Genomic DNA, 24,520 nt, shown 5'->3' with positions numbered 1-24,520 from the left:
GGTCCGGCGGCGGGCCGCTCCCCCGTGGCGCCCCGTCGCCGGTCCGTCGGTGGGCCCGTCGGTAGTCCCCGACGGGCAGTCATCAGGAAGGACGCACGCCCTCGTGGCAGCGCATCGAAAACCCAAGCAGCGCCCGTTCTCCGGCTCTGCTGCCCGCACCGCGGCCGGTCTCGCCCTCACCGGCGCCGCCACCGCCGTCGTGCTGCCGGGATCGGCCCACGCCGACCCCGACCTCACCCCCGCCCAGGTCAAGGCCGAGGTGAACCGGCTGTACCACGACGCGGAGGTCGCCACCGAGAAGTACAACGGCGCGAAGGAGAAGGCGACCGCCGCGACCAAGGAACTGAACGCCCTGCGCGACGAGGCCGCCCGCCGCACCGAGCGCCTCAACACCGCGCGCGACGAGCTGGGCTCGTACGCCGCCGCGCAGTACCGCGCCGGCGGCATCAGCCCGTCCGTGCAGTTGGCGCTCTCCTCCGACCCCGACCAGTACCTGGAGCGCGCGGCGTTCGTGGACCGGGTCGGCGACCGCCGGGCCGCCGCGATCGACCGGGTCCGCAAGCAGGTCGCCCGGATCGCCGAGGTGCGCTCGCGGGCCGACGGGAAGCTGACCGTGCTGGCCGCCCGACAGGCCGAGCTGAAGAAGCAGCGGGCCACGATCAGGGCCAAGCTGGCCGACGCGCAGCGGCTCCTCGCCCGGCTGACCCCGCCCGAGCGCGCCGCGTACGAGGAGTCGTCCGGCCACGGCGGGTCCGGCGGTACGGACACCGCCGCCCGGGCCGACCGCGCCACCGCGCGCGGCCCCGTCCGGGCCCCGAACGCCCGCGCCGCCGCGGCCGTCGCGTTCGCCTACGGGGCGATCGGCAAGCCGTACGTCTGGGGCTCGACCGGCCCCTCCTCGTTCGACTGCTCCGGGCTCACCCAGGCCGCCTGGCGCTCCGCCGGGGTCTCCCTCCCCCGGACCACGTACACCCAGATCAACGCCGGACAGCGCGTCCCGCGCTCCCAACTCGCCCCGGGCGACCTGGTGTTCTTCTACTCCGGGATCAGCCACGTCGGGCTGTACATCGGCAACGGGCAGATGATCCACGCGCCGCGCACCGGATCGACGGTCCGGATCGCGCCGATCGACCAAATGCCCTTCGCCGGGGCGACGCGCGTGGCATAGGCTCCCGATTCCGATCCGGAGCGGGCGCCGTCAAGCGACCGCGCCCGGGTCGGACCGTCACCGGGTCGGCCCGCCGCCGGGAGCGACCCGCCACCGACCAACCGGCCCGAGGACACCCACACATGCCCATGGACGTCGATGTCCAGACCCATGCCCGCACCCTCGCCCTGCGCTCCCCCGACCATCTCCGGGTCGGGCCGTTCACCGTGCGGTACAACCCCGACTGGTCCATCAAGTACGCCAATTACGCCATACCCGACCAGGACGCCGAACCGACGCCCGGCGAACTCGACGCCCTGATCACGGCGTTCCGCGAGCACGACCGGCTGCCGCGGCTGGAGTTCCTGACCGGCTGGGCGCCCGCGGTCGAACCCGCGCTGCTCGCCGCCGGGTTCACCGTCGAGAACCGGGCCCCGATCATGGCCTGCGCCCCCGGCGACCTGCGCTCCCCGAAGCCGGTGGAGGCCCTCGCGATCGCCGAACCGGCCACCGACGCGGAGTTCGCCGCCGCCGCGCTCGTCCAGCACCACGGGTACGGCGGGACGGGCGAGCCCGAGGACGGCACGGAACGGTGGCTGCGCACGGCGGTCGAGGGCGGCGGGGTCGCGGCCCTCGCCACCGTCGACGGCACGCCGGCGGGCGCGGGCGGCTGCTCGGTCCCCGTCGACGGCCTCACCGAACTGGCCGGACTCGCCGTCGCCGAGGACTTCCGGCGCCGGGGCATCGGCGCCGCGCTCTCCGCCCACCTCACCGCGACCGCCTTCGAACGCGGCTGCCGGGTGGTCTGGCTGGAGCCGGGCGACGCCGACGTGGAGCGGATCTACGCGGGCATCGGCTACCGCCGGATCGGCGAGAAGCTGAACATCTCGCTCGACCCGGCAGCCTGACGAAACTTCCCGGCGAAGCTTCCCGGCCAGGAAGCCTGACCAGGCGGCCTGACGGGGCCTGCGGCCCGGCGGCTCAGACCAGCCGTCGGGCCGTGGCCCACCGGGTCAGCTCGTGCCGGTTCGACAGCTGGAGCTTGCGCAGCACCGCCGAGACGTGCGACTCGACCGTCTTCACCGAGATGAACAGCTGCTTGGCGATCTCCTTGTACGCGTAGCCGCGGGCGATCAGCCGCAGCACCTCGCGCTCGCGCTGGGTCAGCCGGTCCAGGTCCTCGTCGACCGGCGGCGCGTCCGTGGAGGCGAAGGCGTCGAGGACGAAGCCGGCCAGCCGGGGCGAGAACACCGCGTCGCCCTCCTGGACCCGGAAGACCGAGTCGATCAGGTCGGTGCCGGTGATCGTCTTGGTGACGTAGCCGCGGGCGCCGCCCCGGATGACACCGATGACGTCCTCGGCGGCGTCCGAGACGGACAGCGCCAGGAACCGCACCGGGTTCTCCGCCGCGCCCATCAGCGGCGCGCAGCGGCGCAGCACCTCGACGCCGCCGCCCCCGGGCAGGTGCACGTCGAGGAGGACGACCTCGGGGCGCGTCGCCGTGATGACGGTGACCGCCTGGTCGACGTCCGCGGCCTCGCCGACGACCTCGACGCCGGTCTCCTCGGTGCGGCCGATCTCGGCCTGGACGCCGGTGCGGAACATCCGGTGGTCGTCGACGAGCACGACCCGTACCCGGCGTTCCGGGTCCCCGCCCGGTTCAGTGGTCCTGGTCATCGCTCGCCCTCTCCATCTCCAGCTCGACCTCCGTGCCCCCGTCGGGCACCGAACGCAGCCGTGCCGTGCCGCCGTTGCGCTGCATCCGGCCGATGATCGATTCTCGTACGCCCATTCTGTCCCCCGGTACGGAGTCCAGGTCGAATCCCGGCCCCCGGTCGCGCACCGACACGAAGACCGTGCGGCCCTCGACCTCGGCGTACACCTGCACTGCGCCGCCCTCGCCACCGTACTTGGCCGCGTTGACCATCGCCTCGCGCGCGGCCTGCATCTGTGCGGCCAGCTTCTCGTCCAGCGGGCAGTCGCCGACGACGACCACCTCCAGCGGGACGCCGTGCTTGTCCTCGACCTCGGCGGCGGCGCGCTTGACGGCCTCGGCGAGGGTCTCGGGTTCGTCGTCCTCGTCCTTGCCGGTGCCCTCGGGGTTGTACAGCCAGTTGCGCAGTTCGCGTTCCTGGGCGCGGGCGAGCCTGCGGACCTCTCCGGCGTCCTCCGCGTTGCGCTGGATCAGGGTGAGGGTGTGCAGCACCGAGTCGTGGACGTGGGCGGCGACCTCGGCGCGTTCCTGGGCCCGGATGCGCATGGTGCGCTCCTCGGACAGGTCCTGGGTCATGCGCACGAGGTAGGGGCCGGCCAGCAGCGCGATGCCGGTGAGTACCGCTATCGCCGCCGTCAGGACGTTGCCGAGCTGGGCGGCGGAGCCGCGCACCACCATGAAGACGGCCAGTCCGAGGCCGACCAGCGCGACCCCGGCCAGGCCCCGGGCCAGGTGCAGGACCCGGCGGCGGCTGCCGACCTCCATCCAGCGGGCGCGCCGGGCGTTGTCGGCCTGCCGCCACACCAGTACGGAACCGGCGCCGATCAGCAGCGTCGGCCAGATGTAGCGGTTGGCCTTGCTGCCCATGTCGACGTTGCCGACGAAGATCATGGCGCCGATGAACAGCGCGATCAGGGCGAAGACCTGGCCCTTGTCGGGCTTGCGGAGCCGGCGGGTGCCGTCCGGGGCGGTCTCGAAGAGCGAGCGCGGCGGTTCGACGCCGCCGACGCCGAGCGGGACGACGATCCAGAACACGGCGTAGAGCAGTGCGCCGAGGCCGTCCGCGAAGAACAGGCCGAGGAAGACGAACCGCACCCAGGCGACCGGCAGCCCTATGTGCCCGGCGAGGCCGCGCGCGACACCGCCGAGCATCCGTCCGTCCGCGCTGCGGTACAGCCGCCGCAGCGGCGGCTCGTCCGGGTCGGCGGTGCGGGAGCCCGGGGCTCGGGGCGTGGCGGCTGGCATGCATCGATCGTCACATGCCCGCGCGGGTGGTGGCATCAGGGTCGGTCCCCCACTCGACCCTGAGAGCCCCGCGCCGGGGAGCGGCGGGCTCCGGTTCCGGGCCGACCGGGCCGGGCCCCGGGCTGCCGGGTTCCCGGGGCCTTCGAGGTCCCGGGCCCCGAGGGCCTCGGGGCCAATATCAGGGATCGGCCAGGGTCGGGGCGGGTCCCGGACCGGCGTCCGGCCCGTCACCATGGAGCCATGACCGTTCCCCAGGACGCCGCTCCCGGTGTCGCCCAGCCCCCCGAACCGGCGCCGCAGCTGCGACGCAGCCCTCGGCACAAGGTCGTGGCCGGGGTGTGCGGCGGACTCGGCCGCTACTGCGACGTCGATCCGGTCATCTTCCGGATCGTGCTCGGCGTGCTGTCGGTGACCGGCGGCATCGGGCTGATCTTCTACGGCTTCGCCTGGCTGCTGATCCCCGCGGACGGCGAGGAGGAGAACGAGGCACGCCGGCTGCTGTCCGGCCGGGTGGACGGCGCGTCGCTGATCGCGGTGCTCCTCGCGCTGATCGGCTGCGGGCTGTTCCTCTCCATGCTGAACAACGGCGGGACGCTGGCGTTCTCCGCGATGCTGTCGCTCGCGGTCGTGGGCTTCGCCGTGTGGACGCAGCAGCGCAGGACGGTGGCGCCCGCGGACCCGCTGCACCCGGCGGCCGCGCAGGCGGTGGCCGACGCACCCCCCGAGGTGAAGGCGCCGCCGTCGCCGGGCAGCCCGTCGTGGTGGCGCGACCCGATCGTCAAGGACGGCACGACGGGGCCGGTGGGCCTCGGCTATCTGTGGGGTCCGGACGACGCGCTGCCCCCGGACCGGCCGGACGGGCAGGGCGCACCTGGCAAGCCGTGCCGGTCGACCCGTCCCGCGTGGGGGAACCCGGACAATCCGTTCCGCGTGCCCCGGCGGGAGCCCGGCACCCGGGGGCCGGTCCCGATCGGTGGCCCCGTGTTCCTGTTCGCGCTGATCGCGGGCGGTCTGGGCACGGGGCTGAGCTGGGACTCCCAGCCGCTCGGCACGAGTCTGCAGTTCGGCCTGGCCGCCGCACTCGCGGTGTTCGGGCTGGGCATGCTGGTCAGCTCGTTCCTCGGCCGGACCGGGTTCGGCACGGTCATGCTGGCGATGATCACGGCCGTTCTGCTGGCGGGCGCCTCCGCGCTGCCCAAGGAGATCTCCACGCAGTGGGTGCGCGAGGGCTGGCGCCCGGCCTCGGCGTCCGCCGTCCGGTCCGACTACCACCTGGGCACCGGTGTGGCCCGGCTGGACCTCACCGGGATCACGGTCCCCCGGGGCGACACCGTCACGACGAAGGTGGACGTCGGGGCCGGCCGCGTGGTCGTCGTCGTGCCGAAGGAGGTGACGGTGGAGGTGGCCGCGCGGGCGACCCTCGGGGACATCTCGCTGCCGGTCGCCCGTCCCGCCGACGGACCGGCCGACCAGCCGGTCGACGTGAACATCAGGCCGTCGCAGAACGAACACCGGACGCTGCCCCCGGCCCCGGGCAGCAAGCCGGCCGGCACGGTCGAGCTCACTCTCGAAGTCGGCATCGGACAGGTGGAGGTCACCCGTGCTGCGTCATGAGTTCCGTCCGGGACGTGCGGTGACGGGCGTGGTCGTGCTCGCCCTGGCCGCGGGGTACGCGGCGGACGCCGCGGGCTCCTGGAACGCCCCCTGGACCTTCTTCTTCCCGCTGTTCTTCGGCGGCCTCTGGCTGGCCGCCACCGTGACCTGGGTGAACTACATGATCCGCCGTCGCCGCGCCGCGAGGAGGGCATCCACGGAGAACGAAGCGGCCCCGGCCGGCACGAGTGGCGGCCGGGCCACGAGGTAGGCGGGAGGCCTGGCCCTCTTCAGGCCTCCCTGGTCACTCTCGCGTGGTCGGTCACCTGCCTCCGGAACAGTGTGTGTTCCGGGTTCCTGCCGGTGTGGGCAAGAGCCCAGTCCTGGGCTGCCTCCTGGTCGAAATGTGGCCCGCTGCCGGCTTCGCAACCGGGCGTCGAGCAGAACGTCTCGAACAGCCGGCCGCTCTCTTCGGCATGCCGGATGGTGTGGTTCACGAATCTGACGACGGAACGGGTCACTGCCGACCCCTGTGGGGATGGCTCCGGATTTCACGACTGGTCTCGTAGGCCCATTTCATGTCTCCGCGCCCGAGAGCGGCTTTGCGTTCCCGGGCCAGTGCCATGCACACCTTGCAGCCGCTGACCGGCACGCCTTCCAGGAGCCAGGGGTCCAGGGGGAGATCGATGGGGGGAGCGTGGTATCGAGTGGGTTCGGTCATGGCTCGACCATGGCGCCCCCCGGGGGACGTATCTCCCCACTGAGCAGGGACAGTTGGGCTGTAGAGGTCTAGGGTTCGGAGAAGGCCCAAACGTCTACGCCAGGGGGGTTGACTTGAACGCCGCACTTAGGTCCGCCATGAAGGGTGCGAACCTGTCCTCCCGACAACTGGCATACCGAGTGGGGGTATCTCCGAAGCAGGTGGAACGATGGCTTTCGAACGGAGATCTGACACCGCACGCGAGAAACCGCACGGACGCTGCCCGCGCCCTGGGAGTGGATGAAGAGATGTTGTGGCCATCGGTCGTAAAGGAACGGATCAAGACCGGCACCGACCGGGAGATCGTGCACAGTTACCCCTACCGGTCCGCATGCCCGTCGACCGCGTGGGTCGACCTGGTCCGGTCGGCACAGTCGGAGATCACCCTGTGCGGCTTCACGAACTACTTCTTCTGGACCCAGCTTCCCAACTTCTCGGGGATGCTGAAGGAGAGGGCCGCGGCTGGTTGCCGCGTCCGATTCCTCCTGGGTGATCCCGATGGAGAGGTGACACGGCAGCGTGAGCTCGTCGAAGACGTACCCCTGACCGTCTCCACCCGCATCCGAATGACATTGGGGGAACTGGCCAAGCTCGGCCCCCTGGACGGCCTGGAGACCCGGTACAGCGCAGCCGAGGACGCGGTGAACCATGTCAGCCTCTCCGTCTTCCGGTTCGACTCGGAGGCCCTGGTGACGCCCCACCTGGCTCGGCTGGTGGGCCACGACTCCCCCCTGCTGCACCTGCGCCGGCAGGGGGACGGCGGCATGTTCTCCCGGTTCGCCGAGCACGCGGAGGAGCTGTGGTCCAGGGGTGTGCCCGTCCCTCTCGGGTCCTGATGTCGGCCCGACGCCGGACTAACGGAAACTCCCCCGCCTGCGTCCCTTGAGCAGGGCATCCACCGAAAACGTGGGTGCCCCGGCCAGGAGCAGTGGCAGCCAGGCCATGAGATAGGCCAGGTCGTTGCCCAGGTAGTACGGCTCGACCTGCCAGCTGACGGTCAGCCACAGGCTCAGCAAGATCAGCGCCCCGCCGAGCGCGGCGATCCGGGCCCACAGGCCGAGGAGGGTGCCGAGGCCGACGAGGAGTTCCCCGATGGCGATGGCGTAGCCGAAGCCGCCGGGGCTCTTCAGCGCGAGGTCGACCAGGGCCGGGATCGCGGACGAGTCGCGCACCGCGTGCAGGGTCTCGCCGATGGAGCCCTGGCCGCTCGCGTGGAAGAACGAGCCGTCCGTCAGCTTGTCGAGCCCGGCGTAGACGAAGGTGACGCCGAGGAAGATCCGCAACGGCAGCAGGGCGTGCCGCCGCGCCAGTTCGCGGATCCCGTGCGCCCCGTTCGATCCGTTCAGTCCGTTCGGGCCGCCCGCACCTCGTACGTACAAGCCGTGATCCCGCATGTGGCCACCTCACCTCTCGTCGTCCCCGCCATCAGACGATACGTACGCGGTGCACGCGCCGGTCACCCGGTGGGGCCGTCCGAACGGCAGGCGGGTGGCGAGGGGCGGTGGTCAGTCCGTCACGTCGATCTCGACCCGGTTCGTCTCCACCCCGGCTGCGGTCACGACCTGCACCTCCACCACCCCCGGTTCGACCTCGACGGGCACCGGCACGGTGAGGACGCCGTCCGTCGGGTTGGCGAAACCGCCGGTGACCGGGATCAGCGGTACGTGCACGTGGACCCGCCCTATCCGGACGACCAGCCGGGCCAGCCGGTCCGGCGTCCCGGCGCCGGGCGGCACGAAGCCCGCGCCGCGGATCTCGATGTCGTCGCCGGTGCGAACCGACGCGTCCAGGTCCCCGGCCTCGCGGGCCCGCACCACCGAGAGGATCACCGGACGGCCGCCCTCCGTGTACTTCCCGGCGAAGTACGCGAGCGCCGAGACGGTGACCAGCAGTGCCAGTCCCCAGGGCAGGTCGGGCAGTTGCTCGGGTCTGCGGGCCAGCCGAACCGCGGCGAACAGCACGGCGACGGTGCTCACCAGCACGTACTGCACGTCCGTGAAGCTGCCCCGCCCGGAGTCGTCGGTGAGCAGGTCGGCGGCGCGCGGCCGGACGGCCCGCAGCTTCTGGAGCCGGCCGGCCAGGGTCCGTACGGTCACCACCCGGCGCACGACCACGGCGACGGCGCACACCAGCGCCAGCACCGTCACCACCCCGGCGCCCCTCGCCAGGTCGAGTCCCTCGATCAGTTCGTCCCGCTCGGCGTGGTCGGAGGCGCCCGCCAGCTGGAGCGCCAGCACGAGTACCGAGAAGACCGCGAGCAGCACCCAGGAGGCGGCGACCGCCCGGGAGGTGGAGAGCCGGTTGTCCTCGCCGATCACGGGGGCGAGGAGGCCGCCGCGGGCGCGGTGGACGTGGGCGGCGCCGGTGAGCAGCCCGGCGGTGACGAGTCCGGCGATCAGCCCCGCCGTACGGGCGTTGGTCCAGCCCCCGCCGACGGCGGTGACGGCCTCGCCGACGACCAGCAGGACGACACCGCCCCACACCGCGATCAGGGTGCGCCGCCACACCCGGTACAGCCAGGCGTCACCCGCCTCCCGGCCCCGCTCGGCGACGGTCCTGGCGGACTGGGTCAGCTCGTCGGAGACCCACTGGCGGGTCGCGGACGCGGAGTGGGCGACCCCGGACGGCAGGCCCTGGCCCGCCGCGAACTCGTCCCGTCTGGCCAGGAAGGCGGCCACCGCACGCCGATGTCCCTCGCGCGCCCCGTGCGGGCAGCCACCGCACGTGCAGCCGCCCGTGTGCGTGCTGCCCGCACTCGCCTCGTCCAATGCCACGGAGAACGCCGCCCTTTCCCACTCCGGTCGATTCAACTCGACTGTTATTGCTGCGAATTGTGCCGCACGGAGAGGCTTCGGACCGCATCGGGGCGGACCGACGGCGCGTATCGTCAGAATGTGCGACTGATCCGGCGCCACAGGGGCTGGTAGTTGATCCACGCCACCAGGTCGCTGCCCAGCTGTTCCCGGGTGGCGACCGCGTCCCGATGCTCGATCGTCACCGGCTTCCCGGCCGCCCGCGCGGCCAGTTGCACCTGGCACGAGCGGTCCAGCGCGATGAACCACCATGCTGCCGCGTCCACCGAGTCGCCAACGGTCAGCAGCCCGTGGTTGCGCAGCACGATCGCCTTGTGCCCGCCGAGCGCGGCGGCGATCCGGCGCCCCTCGTCCTCGTCGACGACGACCCCGGTGTAGGCGTCGTACAGGACGTGGTCCTCGTAGAAGGCGCAGGACTCCTGGGTGATCGGTTCGACGAGTTCGCCGAGCGCGGCCAGGGCCCGCCCGTGCACGGAGTGGGTGTGGGCGACGGCGACGACGTCCGGGCGGGCCCGGTGCACCTGGGCGTGCACGGCGAACGCGGCCTGGTTGACGTGGTAACGCCCCTCGACGACCTGCCCGTCGCCGTTGACCATGATCAGCTCGTCCGGCGCGAGCCCCTCGAAGGGGATCCCGAAGGGGTTGACCCAGAAGCAGTCGGTGAACTCCGGGTCCCGCGCGGTGATGTGGCCGGACACGCCGTCCTCGTACCCGTACTCCCCGAACAGCCGCAGCGCCCCGGCCAGCCGTTCCTTGCGGTGCGCGCGCTCGTCGGCCGCGGACGCGTGGACGGGCGGCATCGCGAAGTGGAGCCGGTCCACGGGTACGGGCGCGGGGGCGGGGACGGACGCGGGGGCGGGGGCGGGTTCGGACATGGCGGCTCCTCGGGACTCCCAGGACGTACGGGATCGGAAGTTACCGCCGGTCGCCACAAGTGGCCAGGGGTACGGGCCCGCGCCTTCGGCGTCGCCCGCCGCCGCCATCGCCGGCCGATCGCGGTGCTGCCGGTTCCCGGCGGGACGCGACGATGCCGCCGCCCGGACGGATGGGCGGCGGCATCGGCATCGGTCTGCGGGAAGGGGTCACTCCCACTCGATGGTGCCCGGCGGCTTGCTCGTCACGTCGAGCACGACACGGTTGACGTCGGCGACCTCGTTGGTGATGCGGGTCGAGATCCTGGCGAGCGTCTCGTAGGGCAGGCGCGACCAGTCGGCCGTCATGGCGTCCTCGGAGGAGACCGGGCGCAGGACGATCGGGTGGCCGTAGGTGCGGCCGTCGCCCTGGACGCCGACCGAGCGGACGTCGGCGAGCAGGACCACCGGGCACTGCCAGATGTCGCGGTCCAGGCCGGCCGCGGTCAGTTCCTCGCGGGCGATGGCGTCGGCCTCGCGGAGCAGGTCGAGCCGCTCCTCGGTGACCTCGCCGACGATGCGGATGCCCAGGCCGGGGCCGGGGAACGGCTGGCGCTGGACGATCTCGTCCGGCAGGCCGAGCTCCTGGCCGACCATCCGGACCTCGTCCTTGAACAGCTGGCGCAGCGGCTCGACGAGCTGGAACTCGATGTCGTCGGGGAGACCGCCGACGTTGTGGTGCGACTTGATGTTGGCGGTGCCGGTGCCGCCGCCGGACTCGACGATGTCCGGGTAGAGCGTGCCCTGCACGAGGAACGCGACCTCGGGGCCGTCCTCCTGGAGGATCTCCAGCTGGGCCTGCTCGAAGACGCGGATGAACTCACGGCCGATGATCTTGCGCTTGGCCTCCGGGTCGGAGACCCCGGCGAGGGCCTTCAGGAAGCGCTCGCTGGCGTCGACGACCTTCAGGTTGGCGCCGGTGGCCGCGACGAAGTCCTTCTCGACCTGCTCGGTCTCGCCCTTGCGCATCAGGCCGTGGTCGACGTAGACGCAGGTCAGCTGGGAGCCGATGGCCTTCTGGACCAGGGCGGCGGCCACGGCGGAGTCGACGCCGCCGGACAGGCCGCAGATCGCGCGCTTGTCGCCGACCTGGGCGCGGATCGCCTCGACCTGCTCCTCGATCACATTGCCCGTGGTCCAGTTCGGCTCGATGCCGGCGCCGCGGTAGAGGAAGTGCTCCAGGACCTGCTGGCCGTGCGTGGAGTGCAGGACCTCGGGGTGGTACTGGACGCCGTAGAGCTTCTTCTCGTCGTTCTCGAAGGCGGCGACCGGTACGACGTCGGTGGACGCGGTGACGGTGAAGCCCTCGGGGGCGGCGGAGCAGGCGTCGCCGTGCGACATCCAGACCGACTGCTCGGCGGGGGTGCCCTCGAAGAGCGTGGAGCCGGCCTTGCTGACCGTGAGCGGCGTGCGGCCGTACTCGCGGGCACCGTTGTCGTCGACCGTGCCGCCGAGCGTGGTGGCCATCAGCTGGAAGCCGTAGCACATGCCGAAGACCGGCACCCCGGCCTCGAACAGCGCGCGGTCGAGGGAGGGCGCGCCCTCCGCGTACACCGAGGAGGGGCCGCCGGACAGGATGATCGCCCGGGGGTTCTTGGCCAGCATCTCGGCCACCGGCATGGTGGACGGGACGATCTCGCTGTAGACCCGGGCCTCACGGACGCGTCGGGCGATGAGCTGGGCGTACTGCGCGCCGAAGTCGACGACCAGGACCACGTCGGTGGTGCTGTCGGCGGCGGCGGGGGGTGCTGCTGGCACGGGGCGGCCTTCCGGCGGTGGAAAAAGGGGTCGGTTCTGTCGATTCTACCGGGGTCGCCGAGCCACCCGGCGTCATGCTCAGGTCATGCCCGCGGGGTCGTCGGGGCGCTCCGGACACCGGCGGGGAGCGGCGAGAGGGCGGGGCGTCTCAGCATCCGGGCCCCGTGTTGGTCCGCCCGCGCGGGCGGGGCCATACTGAAGCCATGCGTCAGCACACGACCTTCGTCTTTACCTATGGCATCCGGCCCGCCGGCTGCCATGGTCGTGCTGCTTGATCCACTGACGAGCAACGTTCCAGGCGCCCCGGGCCGAAAGGCCCGGGGCGTCTCGGCGTTCACGGACCGGTCGGCTCGGGGACCACATCCACGAGGAGTCACCACCATGACCAGCACCGCTCCCACCAGCACCGCCACCGCCGGCACCGCCACCGCCCGGACCCCCGCCCGGGCCGGGGCGTCGGCCGCCGAACGGACGGGCGCGCACACCGACGAGGCCGCCGCGCTGATCGCCGACGCGCGCGCCCGCATCGACTCCCTCGACGACCGGATCATCGGGCTCGTCCAGGAGCGGATGGCCGTCTCGGCGGTCGTCCAGGAGGCCCGGATCACCTCCGGCGGCCGGCGCATCAACCTCTCCCGCGAGATGGAGATCCTCGGCCAGTACCGGGACGCCCTCGGCAAGCCCGGCACCTCCCTCGCCATGACCCTGCTGGAGCTGTGCCGCGGCCGGGCCTGACGCCCGGCACTCCCGTGGCCCCGCGGCCCCCGCGGGCTCGTCGCGGCAGCCCGCGGGCCGGGGGTACTCCGACGTATCCCAGTTCGGGCCGACTCTCACCCGTACGGCGCGTGACCGGGTTCGCGGCGGCTTCGTTGGTCCCGATGTCCGTGCCAGCCAGGGGCGGCTCCGGAAGAAAAGAAACCACGCGTGGCTCCGCTGGAGCGTGTGGCGTGCCTCCGGCACGCCGTGGGACCGCGCACCAGCGTGTGTGACCGGTCGGCAGGGGACAGCAGTCCGGTCACTCCAGGAGCGGTCGGCCCGGGGACGCCCGGAGCCGACCGCTTCCATCACGACGGTCCGTGATCCGAACGGACCGGGACCAGGCCGGGCCCCGCGCGGAGCCCGGCCTCGTCCGTTCCGGCCCCGGGACCGCGCACCGGCGCCGACGCAGGGGCGAGGGCCCCACAGCCCGTTCCCCCCTCCGGTTCCTGCCCCCCGACCTCCGGGTGGGCCATCGGTGCAATTGGGGACACATGGGCGTGATTGGTCTCACATAAGGGTTCTGTGAGTGCCCGGACAACCATTGCGGTGGATCACGGGTCAACCATGCGAGACCCCGGGCCCGCCCCGTGCCCCGGCACGGCGGGCCCGTCCGAACCCGTGCCGCTCACGGCGGTACGCCCCATTTCCGAGGTCACCATGAAGCTTCGCCGCGCCATGGCGTTCGCCGCCGCCACGGCAGTCATCGCCCCCGCCGCGGTCCTGGCCGCCCCGGTCGCGCTCGCCGTGACGACGGACGGGACCACCGCCGCCGAGACCACCGCCTCCCCCTCGCCGAGCGGCTCCGACGCCACGGGGACCGACGGGCAGCCGACCCCCGGGACGTCGAGTTCCGCACCCGCCGGGGAGACCGGCGAGGAGACGGGCGAGGAGCCCGGCGGTTCCGGCGAGCCCGGCGGTTCCGGCGAGGGAGAGGGCGAGGACACCGACCCGGCCCCGGGCGACAAGCCCGGTGCGACCCCGAGCGGCTCGGCGAGCGCCTCGGCCTCCGCGTCCGCCTCCGCGTCCCCGTCCCCCTCGGGCTCCGAGGACCCGGCGGACCCGACGGAGTGCGCCACGTCCGACCTGGACACCTCCATCAACGGCCTGCCCGGGAAGATCGCCCGGGGCAGCGGCTGGCACAAGTTCAAGATGAACGTCTACAACTCCTCGAAGTCCACCGTGAAGAACGTCGACTACTTCGCGGGCGCCTCCTCCGACGAGGCGGGCAACGACCTCTTCCGCTCGAAGCAGGTCCGTCTCCAGGCCCTCGACCCGGAGACCGGCACGTGGGAGGAGCTCAGCGAGGACGGCCGCGCGGTCGGCTACGTCGGCCAGTCCGACGAGATCCCCGCGGGCTACGAGGTGGACATCCCGCTGCGCATCAACGTGCGGTCGAGCGCCCCGGTCGGCTCCGGCTTCACCCTCGGCGCCGGTCTGTACGTGGGCGACAAGGACTGCCAGGGCGTCACCGACGTGGCGTACAAGTTCAAGATCGTGGAGGCGGGCGGAAGCGGTTCCACGCCGCAGACCGGCGGGCGTGCCCCGGTCCCGTCCACGAAGCCGGCGGACAACCGGACGGGCCGGGTGACCGGCAGCCTCGCGGAGACCGGTTCGTCCTCCGCCCTGCCGGTGTTCGCCACCGCGGGCGGGGCGGCCGTGGTGCTCGGCGCGGGCGCGATGTTCGTCGTGCGGCGCCGCAGGAACGGTGACGCCGGCGCCTGACACGTCCGAATCATCGTGAGCACGGAGGGGCTGCACTCGGAGGGGGGTGCAGCCCCTTCGGCCGTCACGGCTGCTTCCACTACAGCTGCTTCCACTACAGCTGCTTCCGTTACGGCTGCGGCTTCTTCGGCGGGACGGTCGGCATGCCCAGGAACGGCAGCCGCAGCGCGCCGAACGCCTCCTTCGGCACGGCCGGCGAGCACGGCTCGACCGCGGCCAGCCGCTCGTACGCCTCGCCCTGCGCCGGGCGCGGGTCCGCCTCGCCCTTGTTGGGCCAGAAGGACATCGCGCGCTCGGCCTGGGCGGTGATGGTGAGCGACGGGTTGACGCCGAGGTTCGCGGAGACCGCCGCACCGTCGACCACCGAGATGCCGGGGTGTCCGTGGAGCCGGTGGTACGGGTCGATCACCCCGTCCTCGGCGGTGGCGCCGATGGGGCAGCCGCCGAGGAAGTGCGCGGTGAGCGGGGTGCCCATCAGCTCGCCCACGTTCGACCCCGCGAAACCGTTGATCTCCTCGGCGAGGAGCGAGGCGCCCCGGGTCGCCGCCTCGATCTGGGTCGGGTTGGGCGCACCGTGCCCCTGCCGGGCGGTGAGCAGGCCCTTTCCGATGCCGCCGGGCTTGCGGTACGTCGTCAGGGAGTTGTCGAGCGACTGCATGACGAGCCCGATGATGGTCCGCTCCGACCAGCGGCGGTTGGAGAGCGAACGCAGGGCGAGCGCGGGGTGCTTGGCCAGTTCGAGCAGCCACCTGCGCACCCGGTGCGCGCCGTACGGCACCTGGAGGACGGTCAGCGCGCCCATCGAGTTGGAGCCCTTGCCGTACCGGACCGGCTCGATGTGGGTGTTCTCGTCCGGGTGGATCGAGGAGGTGATGGCGACGCCGCGGGTGAAGTCGACCCGCTCGGCCCCGTGCTTCCTGCGGTAGCGGCGGTCGGTGGTCTGCGAGCCGACCAGGCCCTCGGAGTTGGTACGGGTCAGCTCGCCGAGCCGGGGCGAGATCCGGGGCAGCAGGCCGGTGTCCTTCATCCGGTGCAGCAGTGTCTGGGTGCCGTACGTGCCCGCGGCGACGACCACCTTGCGGGCGGTGAACGTACGCCCCTTGCCCTTCTTCCGGTTGTCGGTGGGGAGGGTCTTGACCGCGTAGCCGCCCCGGGAGTCCTCGACGACCGCGACGACCGAGGTCATCGGGTGGACGACCGCGCCCGCCTGCTGGGCGAGGTGGAGGTAGTTCTCGTTGAGGGTGTTCTTCGCGCCGTGCCGGCAGCCGGTCATGCACTCGCCGCACTCGGTGCAGGCCTTGCGGGAGGGGCCCGCACCGCCGAAGAACGGGTCGGCGACCTCGCCGCCCGGCCGGGCCCTCGCCGAGCCGTCGCCGTCCTCGCCGTCCCCGAAGAAGACGCCCACCGGCGCCATGTGGAACGTGTCGCCGATGCCCATGGCCTGCGCGGTCGCCTTCAGATGGACGTCCGACGGGGTCATGGTCGGGTTGAGCCGGACCCCCAGCATCCGCTTGGCCTGGTCGTAGTACGGGCCCAGCTCCTCGCGCCAGTCGGTGATGTCCTTCCACTGCGGGTCGTCGAAGAACGGCGCGAGCGGCTCGTACAGGGTGTTGGCGTAGTTCAGCGAACCGCCGCCGACGCCCGCGCCCGCCAGCACCATGACGTTGCCCAGCAGGTGGATGCGCTGGATGCCGTACAGGCCGAGCGCCGGGGCCCACAGGAAGTTCTTCAGGTCCCAGGAGTTTTTGGGCAGTTCGGAGCGGGTGAAGCGGCGGCCCGCCTCCAGCACCCCGACCCGGTACCCCTTCTCGGTCAGCCGCAGGGCCGAGACCGCACCGCCGAAGCCCGAGCCGACGACGAGCACGTCGTAGTCGTACGCGGCGTCGTCGTCGGCCGTTTCCCGGCCGGCGGGCCGATTCTGGGCAGGGCTGTCCTGGGACATGGCTCTCCTCGGTGCGAAACGGACGGAAGGTGCCGCGGTGCCAGCGCGGACGGAAGGCGCTGCGACGTCACCGGCGGCGGTGCGGACGGAACGGGGTCAGCGCAGACGGAACGCCTTCATCGCCTTGAGGCTGGCGCTCATGAACGCGGCGTACTTCTCGTCGTCCATGCCGAAGGACGGGGCGAGCGGGATCAGTCGCTGCTGGGCGACGGTCTGCGCCTCGGTGTACTTGAGGATGCCCTCGGAGCCGTGCCGCCGGCCGAGCCCGGAGTCCTTCATGCCGCCCATCGGGGACTGCACGCTGCCGTACGCGGGGGCGTACCCCTCGTTGATGTTGACCGTGCCGGTGCGCAGCCGGGCGGCGACCCGGTGGCCGCGCCGGGAGTCCTTCGTCCAGACGCTGGAGTTCAGGCCGTACGGGGTGGCGTTGGCCAGCGCGACGACCTCGTCCTCGTCGGTGAAGCGGTAGACGGAGACGACCGGGCCGAAGGTCTCCTCGGTGCACACGGCCATCGGCGCCTCGACGCCGTCGAGGATGGTCGGCTCGTAGAACAGCGGGCCGATGTCGGGCCGGGCGACCCCGCCCGCGACGAGCCTGGCGCCCTTCTCGACGGCCTCCGCGACGTGCCGGTCGACGGTCTCCAGCTGGCGCTCGCCGACCAGGGAGCCCATGTCGGCGCCGTAGGCGAGGGAGCTGCCGAGTCGCATGGCCTTGGTGCGGGCGGCGAAGCGGGCCACGAAGTCGTCGGCGATCGACTCGTGGACGTACAGCCGCTCGATGGAGATGCAGAGCTGCCCGGCGGAGGAGAAGCAGGCGCGGACGGCGCCCGCGGCGGCCTTCTCCACGTCGGCGTCCTCCAGGACCAGCATGGCGTTCTTGCCGCCGAGCTCCAGCGAGACGCCGACCAGCCGGGCCGCGGCGCCCTGTGCGACCTCGCGGCCGGTGCGGGTGGAGCCGGTGAACGAGACGTAGTCGGCGTGCTTGACGACCTCGGGGCCGACGACGGGGCCCTCGCCGAGGACGACCTGGAAGACCTCGGCGGGCAGTCCGGCCTCGATCAGCAGGTCACGGGCCCACAGCGCGGTCAGCGCGGTCTCCGTGTCGGGCTTCATCACGACGGCGTTGCCGGAGACGAACGCGGGCAGCGCGTCGCCGACGGACAGCTCCAGCGGGTAGTTCCACGGCGCGATCTGGCCGACGACGCCGCGCGGCTGGCGCAGCTCGGTGACCTTGGTGAGGGTCGGCACGACGCCGGTGTGCCGCTTCGGCTTCAGGTACGCGGCGGCCCTGCGCCCGTAATGACGGGCCGCGACGGCGACGGCCTGCACCTCCTCGTGGGCGTGCAGCCGGGCCTTGCCGGTCTCCAGCTGGATCAGGTCGAGCACCTCGGCCTGGCGGCTGAGCACCAGGTCGTGGAAGCGGAGCAGCACGGCGGCGCGGGCGCGGACGGGGGTCGCGGCCCAGGCGGACTGGGCGGCTCGGGCCCGCTCGAAGGCGGTCGCCACGTCCTCGGGGGTGGACTCCGGCAGGTCGGCCAGCTTCTCCCCGGTGAAGGGGGTGTGGTTGGCCGTGCGGCCCGAGCCGACCACGCCCCGGGTGAGCTGGGCGATCACTTCGGGTGTCACCACATCGGCGGCGGTGCGCACCCCTGCGGGGGCGGCGGCCACGGGGTTGGTGCCGAGCTGGGCCGCGGAGGTGGACGTGGAGGCCTGCGAGTCCGTCATGAGGGCGAGAGTACGTCCAGCCGCACACTTTGGGTACCCGTGGGTAACGGGTTTTCACAGTCCTCACAAACAAGCCAGCGATCACTGGCAACAAAGCCCCTGATCAGCGGCCTTCCACCCCGGCGGTCGACGCGACTTCACCGGAGCCCTCCGGTCCGGCTGCACCGGTACCGCCCGGCGCGACACGCCCGGAACCGTCGCCTCCGGCCCGGTCCCGCCGAAGCCGTCCGGTCCGGCTCAGTCGGCGGACTCGCCCGGCGCCCGCCAGCTGCGCAGCATCGTGTCGAACTGCGCCCGGGTCGTCTCCCAGTCCTCCTCCGGGCCCGTCATGTACAGCGCGTACTCGGGTCCGCCCGTCTCCCCGAAGTACATCTGGTCGATCGCGTGCCGGGGCCCCGGGTGCTGCTTGGTCTCGGTCCAGGTGAACTCCCAGAGCGATCCCGGCCGGTCCCGGTACGTGTTGGAGTGCAGGGTCTGGCGCTGGTAGCCGGGAAGCCGCTCGGAGAGCTGCTTCTCCAGGCTCAGCGTGTGCATGTACGGGTTCTCGAAGTCGGGCGCCGGGTCGATGCTGATCCGGATGTAGTGCACACCGCCGTCCGGGGTGTAGTCGATCTGGTTGCCGTCCATCCGGCGCTCCCAGCCGTCGGGCACGGTCAGGCTGAAGCCCTCGGGGTCCTCCACCCGGTGCCAGCCGTCGGGCACGTCCTTCACCGGGTCGACGGCCTTCGGCGAGGACGGGGCGCCGGGGTCGGTCCCGGGTTCGCCGGGATCGGTCTTGGACTTGCCGGGATCGGTGGCGCCCTTGGTCGATTCGGTCTGCCCGATGGACTTCTCCGTGCGGTCCCCGTACTTCATCGCGGCGAGTCCCGCGCCGCCGCCGACCAGTGCCGCGATCGCGACGACCAGGACCGCGGTGCGCCAGCGTCCGCGACTGCGGCGGGCCACCGGGGCCGTGGCGGGCGGCTGGGCGGCCGGCCGGGGCGCCGGGACGGGGGCCGTGGGGCCGGCGGTGCCGTCCTGACCCAGGGAGTGCAGCATCTCGCCGGTGACCCGCTGCGTCGGTACGAACGCCTGCGCGGCCACGGGTTCGCGGCCCTCCATGGCGTCCAGCAGCATCCGTTCGGCCTCCGCCGCCGTCGGACGCTCGTCCGGCTCCTTGCGGAGCAGCGCGGTGATCACGGGGGCCAGCGGGCCCGCCCGGTCGGGCGTCGGCGGCTCGTCGGTGACGACCGCCTGCATGGTGGAGATCGGGGACGTGCGGCGGAAGGGCGAGCGCCCCTCGACCGCGGTGTAGAGCGTGGCGCCGAGCGACCACAGGTCGGAGGCGGGGCCCGGGTCGGCGCCGCGGACCCGTTCGGGCGCCAGGTAGTCGATGGAGCCGACCAGTTCGCCGGTCCTGGTGATGGTCGAGTCGCCCTCGATGGCGGCGATCCCGAAGTCGGTGAGCAGCACCTGGCCGTCCCCGGCGAGCAGGACGTTGCCGGGCTTCACGTCGCGGTGCAGGACCCCCGCCGCGTGCGCGGCGCGCAGGGCGCCCAGGACGTGGAGGCCGATCCTGGCCGCCTCGCGCGGCTCCATCTCGCCGGACTCCTTGGCCGCGTCGGCGAGTGACGGACCGTCGACGTACTGCATGACGATCCAGGGCCGGTTGTCGTACTCGAGCACGTCGTGGACGGTGACCACGCCCGGGTGCGTGATCCGGGCGGCGGCCCGCGCCTCCTTCTGCGTCCGGGCGTGCAGGACGACCCGGTCCGCCTCGGCGACGTACTGCCCGGCGGTCAGCTCCTTGACCGCGACCGTGCGGTGCAGCACCTCGTCGTGGGCCCGCCAAACCTTGCCCATGCCGCCACGTCCCAGGACCTCGCCCAACCGGTACCTTCCGGCCAGCAACAGTCCCGCTTCCGTGCCCTGTGATCGCTCCACGTGTCCCCGCCCCGTGTCCCCGCCCCGTACCTCGGATGCCAGATTACGGAGCGGATGCGCGGCCACGGAACCTCGCACCGCCCACGAGACCGCACTGTGATGCTTGTCGCTCCGTCACATGCCGACCGGTGCACGGAGCGGGGTCAGGACGTCACGCGGTAGGAAGCGATGGCTTGTTCGTAGATGTCCGAAACCTTGTCACGCCGGTCCTCCGGGCCGATGACCTGGATGACGTGGTAGCGACCCTCGACGATCATCACGAGGTTGCGGGCGTACACCTCGCGCCCCGAGGCGTCCTGCCAGGTGAACTGGCCCTCCGCCATGGCCTGTCGGCCCACGTCGATCCGGCGCAGCCCGCTCGACCCCGACCACTCGGAGTCGCGGAACTGCTGCAGCTCCAGCTCCTTGTCGGCCTGGTACGCCAGCGGGTCGCCGCCGCTCGCCTCGACCGTGTCACGGCCAGGGACGATCAGCAGGCTGAAACCGTCGCCGCCGTAACGGATCTGACGGTCGGCGTTGGCCGGGGTGCGCCGCCAGTCCTTGGGCGCGCCGACCTCGAAGCCCTCGGCGTCCTTGCGCAGGGTGTAGCCGGGGGCGAGCGCGACCGCGGAACGGCTGGTCTGCGGCTGCTGGGAACCGGGCGAATCCTGGCCGCCGGTCTCCCCCGTGCCGGGCTCCGGCGAACCGGACGTCGACACCCCCGGCCCCGACGAGCCGTTGCCCCGTTCGTCGTCCGACCTGGGCATGAACATCACGGCGTACGCGATGGCGGCGACCATGGCCAGCAGTATCAGCAGCAGAAGCATCCGCCCGAGCCTGCGCGGCGCCCGGCCCTCGCCGGACCGGGGCGGGGTGCGCAGCGCCTTGGGCTCGCGCGGCGCCCTGGGGGCCTTGGTGGCCCGGGGTGCCTTGGGGGCCTTGGTGGTTCTGGGGGCCCGCTCGGCCCTGGGGGCCCGCTCGGCCCTGGGCCCGTCCGGCCGGTCGAACCCGTCCTGCCGGTCGTAGTGGTCCTGCCGGTCGAATCCGCCCAGCAGGTCGAGCCCGGCGTCCTGCTGCTCCGGCTGCGCCTGCCGGCCGGACCTGTTCTTGGTGTGGCGGTGACGGCCGTGGGCCGCGTTGCGACCGCGGCGACGGCGGACCAGCTCGCCCCGGCGGCGCACGATGGGGAGCCGGGCGCTGTCCGCGGCCGGCAGGGGCACGACGTCCAGCCCGGCCTCGGGCTCGGGCGCCGAACGCACCAGGGAGCGCAGCCAGCCGCTCAGCTCCTCGAAGTCCGGCCGCTCGGTGGGGTCCTGGCGCAGCAGCGACTCGACGACGGGGCGCAGCGGACCGCACTCCTCGGCGAACGCGGGCGGCTCGGCGCACACCATCTGCACCAGCTCGGCCGCGTTCTCCTCGGGATAGGGGGCGTGGCCCTGGACGGCGCGGTAGAGCAGCGCGCCCAGCGCCCAGAGGTCGGTGGCGGGGCCGATCGGCGGCGCCAGCTGCCAGTTCTCGTGGACGGGGCCGGCCTGCTCGGGCGCCCAGCGCTCGGTGACCGCGCCCACGACGGCGATCCGGGTCTGCCGGGCGCGCTCGGCGGCGAGGGGGGTGGCGGGGCCCCGGTAGCCGGAGCCCGTGCGGCCGTCCTCGTCGTCCTCGTCCCAGCGGCCCGCCGAGTGCTGCTCCGGCAGGTTCGCGGGAAGGGCCGGCACACCGCCGCCGCGCCGGGACTCGGCCCGCAGCGCGTCCTGCCCCGATCCTCCGGCGGGAACGGGGCGCCCCGCTCCGGGCCCGTCGTTCCACGAACCGATGAGATACGCCCGCCGAGGGGGAGACGCGGGGCCCGGAGGCGTGCGGCCGTCCCCGTCGTGGTCACGGTCGGCGTCGTGGTCACGGTCGGCGTCGTGGTCACGGTCGGCGTCGTGGACGCTCTCGGCCTCGTGGACGCTCTCGGCCTCGTGGATGTCCTCGTCGTGGACGCGCCCGTCGTCCTCGTCGTCGTACGGGTCCTCGGCGTGCGGGATGTCGTCGCCGTACGGGCCCTTGGACCAGGGGGATCCGGCGTACGGGGCCGTCGTCCCGGTGGTGGTGCCGATCCCCTTCGCACCGATGCCGGTACCGGTGTCGGCACTGGCGTCCGTGTCGGCGTCGGCGTCCGTGTCCGCGTGGCGCTGGACCGGCAGGCCGCCGGTGTCCTCCACCTCGGCACGACGCCGGTCCTCGCTGAGGCGCGCGCCGGCGCGGGCGCCCTCGCGGTAGGCGACGATCGCGTCGGAGTGCCCGGTCCGCGACTGCGTGAAGTCCCTGGACGGGGCGGACGGGAAGGCGTGGCTCACCGGGCGCGGCACGGCCTCCAGATCACCCGGCAGACCGGGCGCCGCTCCCCTCCGCACGTCACCGGAGCGCACGTCACCGGAGCGGCCGTCATCGCCGCGGTCGTCGTCCTCGTGCGGATCATCGGCGTACGGATCGTCGTCGGCATCCGTGTCCGCGTCCGCGTCCGCGTACGGGTCGTCGGCGTACGGATCGTCGTCACCGTCGCCGTCGTACGGACCGTCGTCCTCCCGGCCCGTCCCTATCGCCATCCGGCCGCGCGAGGCCGGGACCTCGGCCATGGGCGCGGGCGTCGGAGGCACGGCGGGCCGGGGCGGCGCGAACACCCCGGCCTCGGAACGGTCGTACCCGCCGTGGCCGTACCCGTCCCCGTCGTCGTACCCGTCGTCGTACCCGTCGTCGTACCCGTCGTCGTGGTCGTCGTCCTCGTCGTCGGGCCGCGGCGTGGTCACGTACCCGCAGAGCGCCTCCTCCGCCGCCCCGGCCGCCAGGCCGGTCAGCATGACGCGGCCGTCGTCGCAGATCAGCACCGTGCGGGCGGTGATGTTCCGGTGGGTCCAGCCGTGGGCGTGCAGCGCCCGCAGCGCGGCCAGCACGTCGGAGCCGATCTCGGCGGCCCGGAAGGGACTGAGCGGGCGCTCCGCGAGGAGGCTCGCGAGCGGGCGGGCCGCGACGAACTCGCTCACGATCCAGAGCGAACCCGCCTCGGCGAACACGTCGAAGACCTGGCCGAGCCGGGGGTGGTCGGGCACCTGGGCCGCCGCCTGCGCCGCCTCGACGGCACGCCGCACCACCGGGTCCGCCGGCTGCCGCACCGCCCCTCCGGCGCCCCGGAAACCGGTCGGCACCGGGTCGTCGGCGCCGAGCACCTCGGCGTCCACCACCTCGGGCAACGGCACCTGCCGGACCAGGACTTCCTGCCCGCTGTAGGTGTCGAACGCCCGGGTCTCGACCGGTTCGTACTCGTCCGACCGGGACAACGGAAGGCGGTAGCGGTCGGCAAGCACCCGACCCGCGTAGTCGTCCACGACGCCTCCCCAGAGCGCGTTGTCCCCCGGCCACGAGGGACCGCATCAACCCGTCAATTGCGGTCGCCCACCGTGCAACTGACCCATCGTTCCGGCTGCGTACGGTCTTCAGGCTCTCACGATACGTGGCACGTGACGGCCACGCGCCGGGGTCGGTCCAACCCGGCCCCATTCCCCGCGGAGTCAGACGGACCGGCCGGATCGTCCGGTTCCACCGGAGCCGCGAGTTCCGCCTGCCCGACCGGACCGACCGCCTCGGCCGCCCCCATCGGTCCCATCGGTCCCGTCGGTCCCGCCGGTCCCGCCGGTCCCGTCAGTCGACGGGCTTGAACGTGTCGAACGCGACCTTGCGCAGCTCCCGGCACTCCGCGCCGTTCCACTCGTCCGCCTTGCAGCTGATCATGATCGCGTAGCCGTGGGTGGCGTCGATCTTGAAGCCCCGGTTGAGCACCCGGACCGTCTTGCCCTGCTGGGTGCGCTCGAACTGCCAGTCGGCGACGGTCGGGTAGCCGTTGTACTCGACCTTCTTGATACCGAAGTGCTGGTAGCCCCTGCTGGTGGCGGCGACGGCGGCCCTCGCGGCGTTCCAGGCCGCGGCTGCGTCACCACCGGGCGAGTCGGTGTAGTCGATCTGGATGCGCGGGAAGCCGCCGTCGACGTTGTAGATCGCCCCGGAGTTGCTGCCGGCCGTCGTGTCGAACCGGAAGTTCTCGGGCATGGCCACCGTGAAGTGGAAGCGCTTGTTCGTGACCTTCCGGAACCCGGCGGGCAGGGCGTCACCGGGCTTGTCGCCCTTCTTGGAGCCGTCCGCCCCCTCGGCCGAACCGTCGCCCTTGCCCTTGTCCGTGCCCTGGGCGCCGTTCTGGTCCTTGCCCTGGTCCTTGCCGCTGCTCCCGCCGTTGCCGCTGTCGGTGTCCGTGGAGGAGCCCCCGGTGGCCGTCGAGGACCCGGCCGAGGTGGACCTGTCGTCCTTGCCGTTGTCGCCGCCCGCGTCGTTCTTGTCGTCCCCGCCGAGCGTGAGCGCGAGGATCGTGCCGATCAGGACGAGCGCGATCACCGCGGCGATGATCGCCAGGGTGCGGCGCGGCACCACGTCCGTGATGGACGCGCGCGGCGGGGCGGCCGGCGACGTGGCCTCCGCCTCCGTGCCGCCGCCCCGCCCGG

General features: G+C 72.8%; 17 protein-coding genes and 1 pseudogene. 7 read left to right on the top strand and 11 right to left on the bottom strand.

Translation table 11 applies throughout. The features are described from left to right. The first annotated feature begins 103 nt into the window (after nucleotides 1–103). Both ABZZ04_RS13235 and ABZZ04_RS13230 read left to right on the top strand, forming a co-directional pair. Complete coding sequence (locus tag ABZZ04_RS13235; protein ID WP_356932300.1) at nucleotides 104–1,168, top strand: NlpC/P60 family protein; 1,065 nt, start codon at nucleotides 104–106, stop codon at nucleotides 1,166–1,168. A gap of 122 nt (nucleotides 1,169–1,290) precedes the next feature. After that, complete coding sequence (locus ABZZ04_RS13230; protein ID WP_356932299.1) at nucleotides 1,291–2,055, top strand: GNAT family N-acetyltransferase; 765 nt, start codon at nucleotides 1,291–1,293, stop codon at nucleotides 2,053–2,055. 73 nt (nucleotides 2,056–2,128) lie between these two features. Here the strand turns inward: ABZZ04_RS13230 and ABZZ04_RS13225 are convergent, their stop codons facing one another. Both ABZZ04_RS13225 and ABZZ04_RS13220 read right to left on the bottom strand, forming a co-directional pair. Continuing rightward, entirely contained in the window at nucleotides 2,129–2,824 is a 696-nt protein-coding gene (locus tag ABZZ04_RS13225; protein ID WP_148838773.1) for a response regulator transcription factor, read from the bottom strand. Further along, nucleotides 2,808–4,106: a PspC domain-containing protein gene (locus tag ABZZ04_RS13220; RefSeq protein WP_356932298.1), complete on the bottom strand. Its 1,299-nt coding sequence runs from the start codon at nucleotides 4,104–4,106 to the stop codon at nucleotides 2,808–2,810. The genes ABZZ04_RS13225 and ABZZ04_RS13220 overlap by 17 nt, the downstream gene beginning before the upstream one ends. Nucleotides 4,107–4,346: 240 nt before the next feature. Between ABZZ04_RS13220 and ABZZ04_RS13215 the strand changes: the two genes are divergently transcribed. The 3 genes from ABZZ04_RS13215 (at nucleotide 4,347) to ABZZ04_RS13205 (ending at nucleotide 7,295) form a co-directional block, all read left to right on the top strand. Then, nucleotides 4,347–5,720: a PspC domain-containing protein gene (locus ABZZ04_RS13215; RefSeq protein WP_356932297.1), complete on the top strand. Its 1,374-nt coding sequence runs from the start codon at nucleotides 4,347–4,349 to the stop codon at nucleotides 5,718–5,720. Then, a complete protein-coding gene (locus ABZZ04_RS13210) occupies nucleotides 5,707–5,970 on the top strand; it encodes a hypothetical protein (RefSeq protein WP_356932296.1) in 264 nt (87 codons plus the stop codon). Before ABZZ04_RS13215 ends, ABZZ04_RS13210 begins: the two co-directional genes overlap by 14 nt. Before the next feature lie 737 nt (nucleotides 5,971–6,707). Then, a complete protein-coding gene (locus ABZZ04_RS13205; protein WP_356932295.1) occupies nucleotides 6,708–7,295 on the top strand; it encodes an XRE family transcriptional regulator in 588 nt (195 codons plus the stop codon). An 18-nt stretch (nucleotides 7,296–7,313) separates the two neighbouring features. On the opposite strand, the gene ABZZ04_RS13200 is transcribed toward ABZZ04_RS13205, so the two are convergent. From ABZZ04_RS13200 to guaA, 4 genes are all read right to left on the bottom strand, one after another. After that, nucleotides 7,314–7,853 carry a DoxX family protein gene (locus ABZZ04_RS13200; protein ID WP_356932294.1) on the bottom strand — a complete coding sequence of 180 codons (540 nt, stop codon included), beginning with the start codon at nucleotides 7,851–7,853 and terminating at the stop codon, nucleotides 7,314–7,316. A gap of 111 nt (nucleotides 7,854–7,964) precedes the next feature. Beyond that, nucleotides 7,965–9,233 carry a hypothetical protein gene (locus tag ABZZ04_RS13195; RefSeq protein ID WP_356932293.1) on the bottom strand — a complete coding sequence of 423 codons (1,269 nt, stop codon included), beginning with the start codon at nucleotides 9,231–9,233 and terminating at the stop codon, nucleotides 7,965–7,967. Nucleotides 9,234–9,346: 113 nt separating this feature from the next. Then, a complete protein-coding gene (locus ABZZ04_RS13190) occupies nucleotides 9,347–10,147 on the bottom strand; it encodes a class II aldolase/adducin family protein (RefSeq protein WP_356932292.1) in 801 nt (266 codons plus the stop codon). A 207-nt stretch (nucleotides 10,148–10,354) separates the two neighbouring features. Continuing rightward, nucleotides 10,355–11,941: a glutamine-hydrolyzing GMP synthase gene (guaA, locus tag ABZZ04_RS13185; RefSeq protein ID WP_148838766.1), complete on the bottom strand. Its 1,587-nt coding sequence runs from the start codon at nucleotides 11,939–11,941 to the stop codon at nucleotides 10,355–10,357. Nucleotides 11,942–12,322: 381 nt separating this feature from the next. Here guaA and ABZZ04_RS13180 point away from each other — a divergent pair, with 381 nt between their 5' ends. Continuing rightward, nucleotides 12,323–12,676, top strand: a complete 354-nt coding sequence (locus ABZZ04_RS13180) for a chorismate mutase (RefSeq protein WP_356932291.1) — start codon at nucleotides 12,323–12,325, stop codon at nucleotides 12,674–12,676. 681 nt (nucleotides 12,677–13,357) lie between these two features. Continuing rightward, nucleotides 13,358–14,422 (top strand): LAETG motif-containing sortase-dependent surface protein, encoded by a 1,065-nt coding sequence (locus tag ABZZ04_RS13175; RefSeq protein ID WP_356932290.1) that lies wholly within the window; start codon nucleotides 13,358–13,360, stop codon nucleotides 14,420–14,422. 109 nt (nucleotides 14,423–14,531) lie between these two features. Here ABZZ04_RS13175 and ABZZ04_RS13170 read toward each other — a convergent pair whose 3' ends face one another. The 5 genes and pseudogenes from ABZZ04_RS13170 to ABZZ04_RS13150 all read right to left on the bottom strand — a co-directional run. Next, entirely contained in the window at nucleotides 14,532–16,364 is a 1,833-nt protein-coding gene (locus tag ABZZ04_RS13170; protein ID WP_356932289.1) for a GMC family oxidoreductase, read from the bottom strand. 96 nt (nucleotides 16,365–16,460) lie between these two features. Further along, nucleotides 16,461–18,089: a succinic semialdehyde dehydrogenase gene (locus tag ABZZ04_RS13165; RefSeq protein ID WP_356932288.1), complete on the bottom strand. Its 1,629-nt coding sequence runs from the start codon at nucleotides 18,087–18,089 to the stop codon at nucleotides 16,461–16,463. Nucleotides 18,090–18,326: 237 nt separating this feature from the next. Continuing rightward, complete coding sequence (locus ABZZ04_RS13160; RefSeq protein WP_356932287.1) at nucleotides 18,327–20,012, bottom strand: serine/threonine-protein kinase; 1,686 nt, start codon at nucleotides 20,010–20,012, stop codon at nucleotides 18,327–18,329. Between the two features lie 143 nt (nucleotides 20,013–20,155). Further along, the gene (locus tag ABZZ04_RS13155) at nucleotides 20,156–23,356 is read right to left on the bottom strand and encodes a protein kinase (RefSeq protein ID WP_356932286.1); all 3,201 of its coding nucleotides are present in this window, start codon (nucleotides 23,354–23,356) and stop codon (nucleotides 20,156–20,158) included. 313 nt (nucleotides 23,357–23,669) lie between these two features. Continuing rightward, a pseudogene (locus ABZZ04_RS13150) lies at nucleotides 23,670–24,520 on the bottom strand (serine/threonine protein kinase); the annotation flags it as partial.

It is taken from the genome of Streptomyces sp. NPDC006435, assembly GCF_040612315.1.
GTDB lineage: Bacteria > Actinomycetota > Actinomycetes > Streptomycetales > Streptomycetaceae > Streptomyces.
Note: the sequence above shows the minus strand (reverse complement) of the source record. Positions and strands in the feature narration are given on the sequence as shown.

Bases quoted from the DNA above. Each gene is read 5' to 3' on its own strand.
- ABZZ04_RS13205 (WP_356932295.1), top strand. From the start codon at position 6,708: ATGTTGTGGCCATCGGTCGTAAAGGAACGGATCAAGACCGGCACCGAC.
- ABZZ04_RS13230 (WP_356932299.1), top strand. From the start codon at position 1,291: ATGCCCATGGACGTCGATGTCCAGACCCATGCCCGCACCCTCGCCCTG.
- ABZZ04_RS13225 (WP_148838773.1), bottom strand. From the start codon at position 2,824: ATGACCAGGACCACTGAACCGGGCGGGGACCCGGAACGCCGGGTACGG.
- ABZZ04_RS13200 (WP_356932294.1), bottom strand. From the start codon at position 7,853: ATGCGGGATCACGGCTTGTACGTACGAGGTGCGGGCGGCCCGAACGGA.
- ABZZ04_RS13190 (WP_356932292.1), bottom strand. From the start codon at position 10,147: ATGTCCGAACCCGCCCCCGCCCCCGCGTCCGTCCCCGCCCCCGCGCCC.
- ABZZ04_RS13180 (WP_356932291.1), top strand. From the start codon at position 12,323: ATGACCAGCACCGCTCCCACCAGCACCGCCACCGCCGGCACCGCCACC.
- ABZZ04_RS13175 (WP_356932290.1), top strand. From the start codon at position 13,358: ATGAAGCTTCGCCGCGCCATGGCGTTCGCCGCCGCCACGGCAGTCATC.
- ABZZ04_RS13215 (WP_356932297.1), top strand. From the start codon at position 4,347: ATGACCGTTCCCCAGGACGCCGCTCCCGGTGTCGCCCAGCCCCCCGAA.
- ABZZ04_RS13165 (WP_356932288.1), bottom strand. From the start codon at position 18,089: ATGACGGACTCGCAGGCCTCCACGTCCACCTCCGCGGCCCAGCTCGGC.
- ABZZ04_RS13170 (WP_356932289.1), bottom strand. From the start codon at position 16,364: ATGTCCCAGGACAGCCCTGCCCAGAATCGGCCCGCCGGCCGGGAAACG.
- ABZZ04_RS13220 (WP_356932298.1), bottom strand. From the start codon at position 4,106: ATGCCAGCCGCCACGCCCCGAGCCCCGGGCTCCCGCACCGCCGACCCG.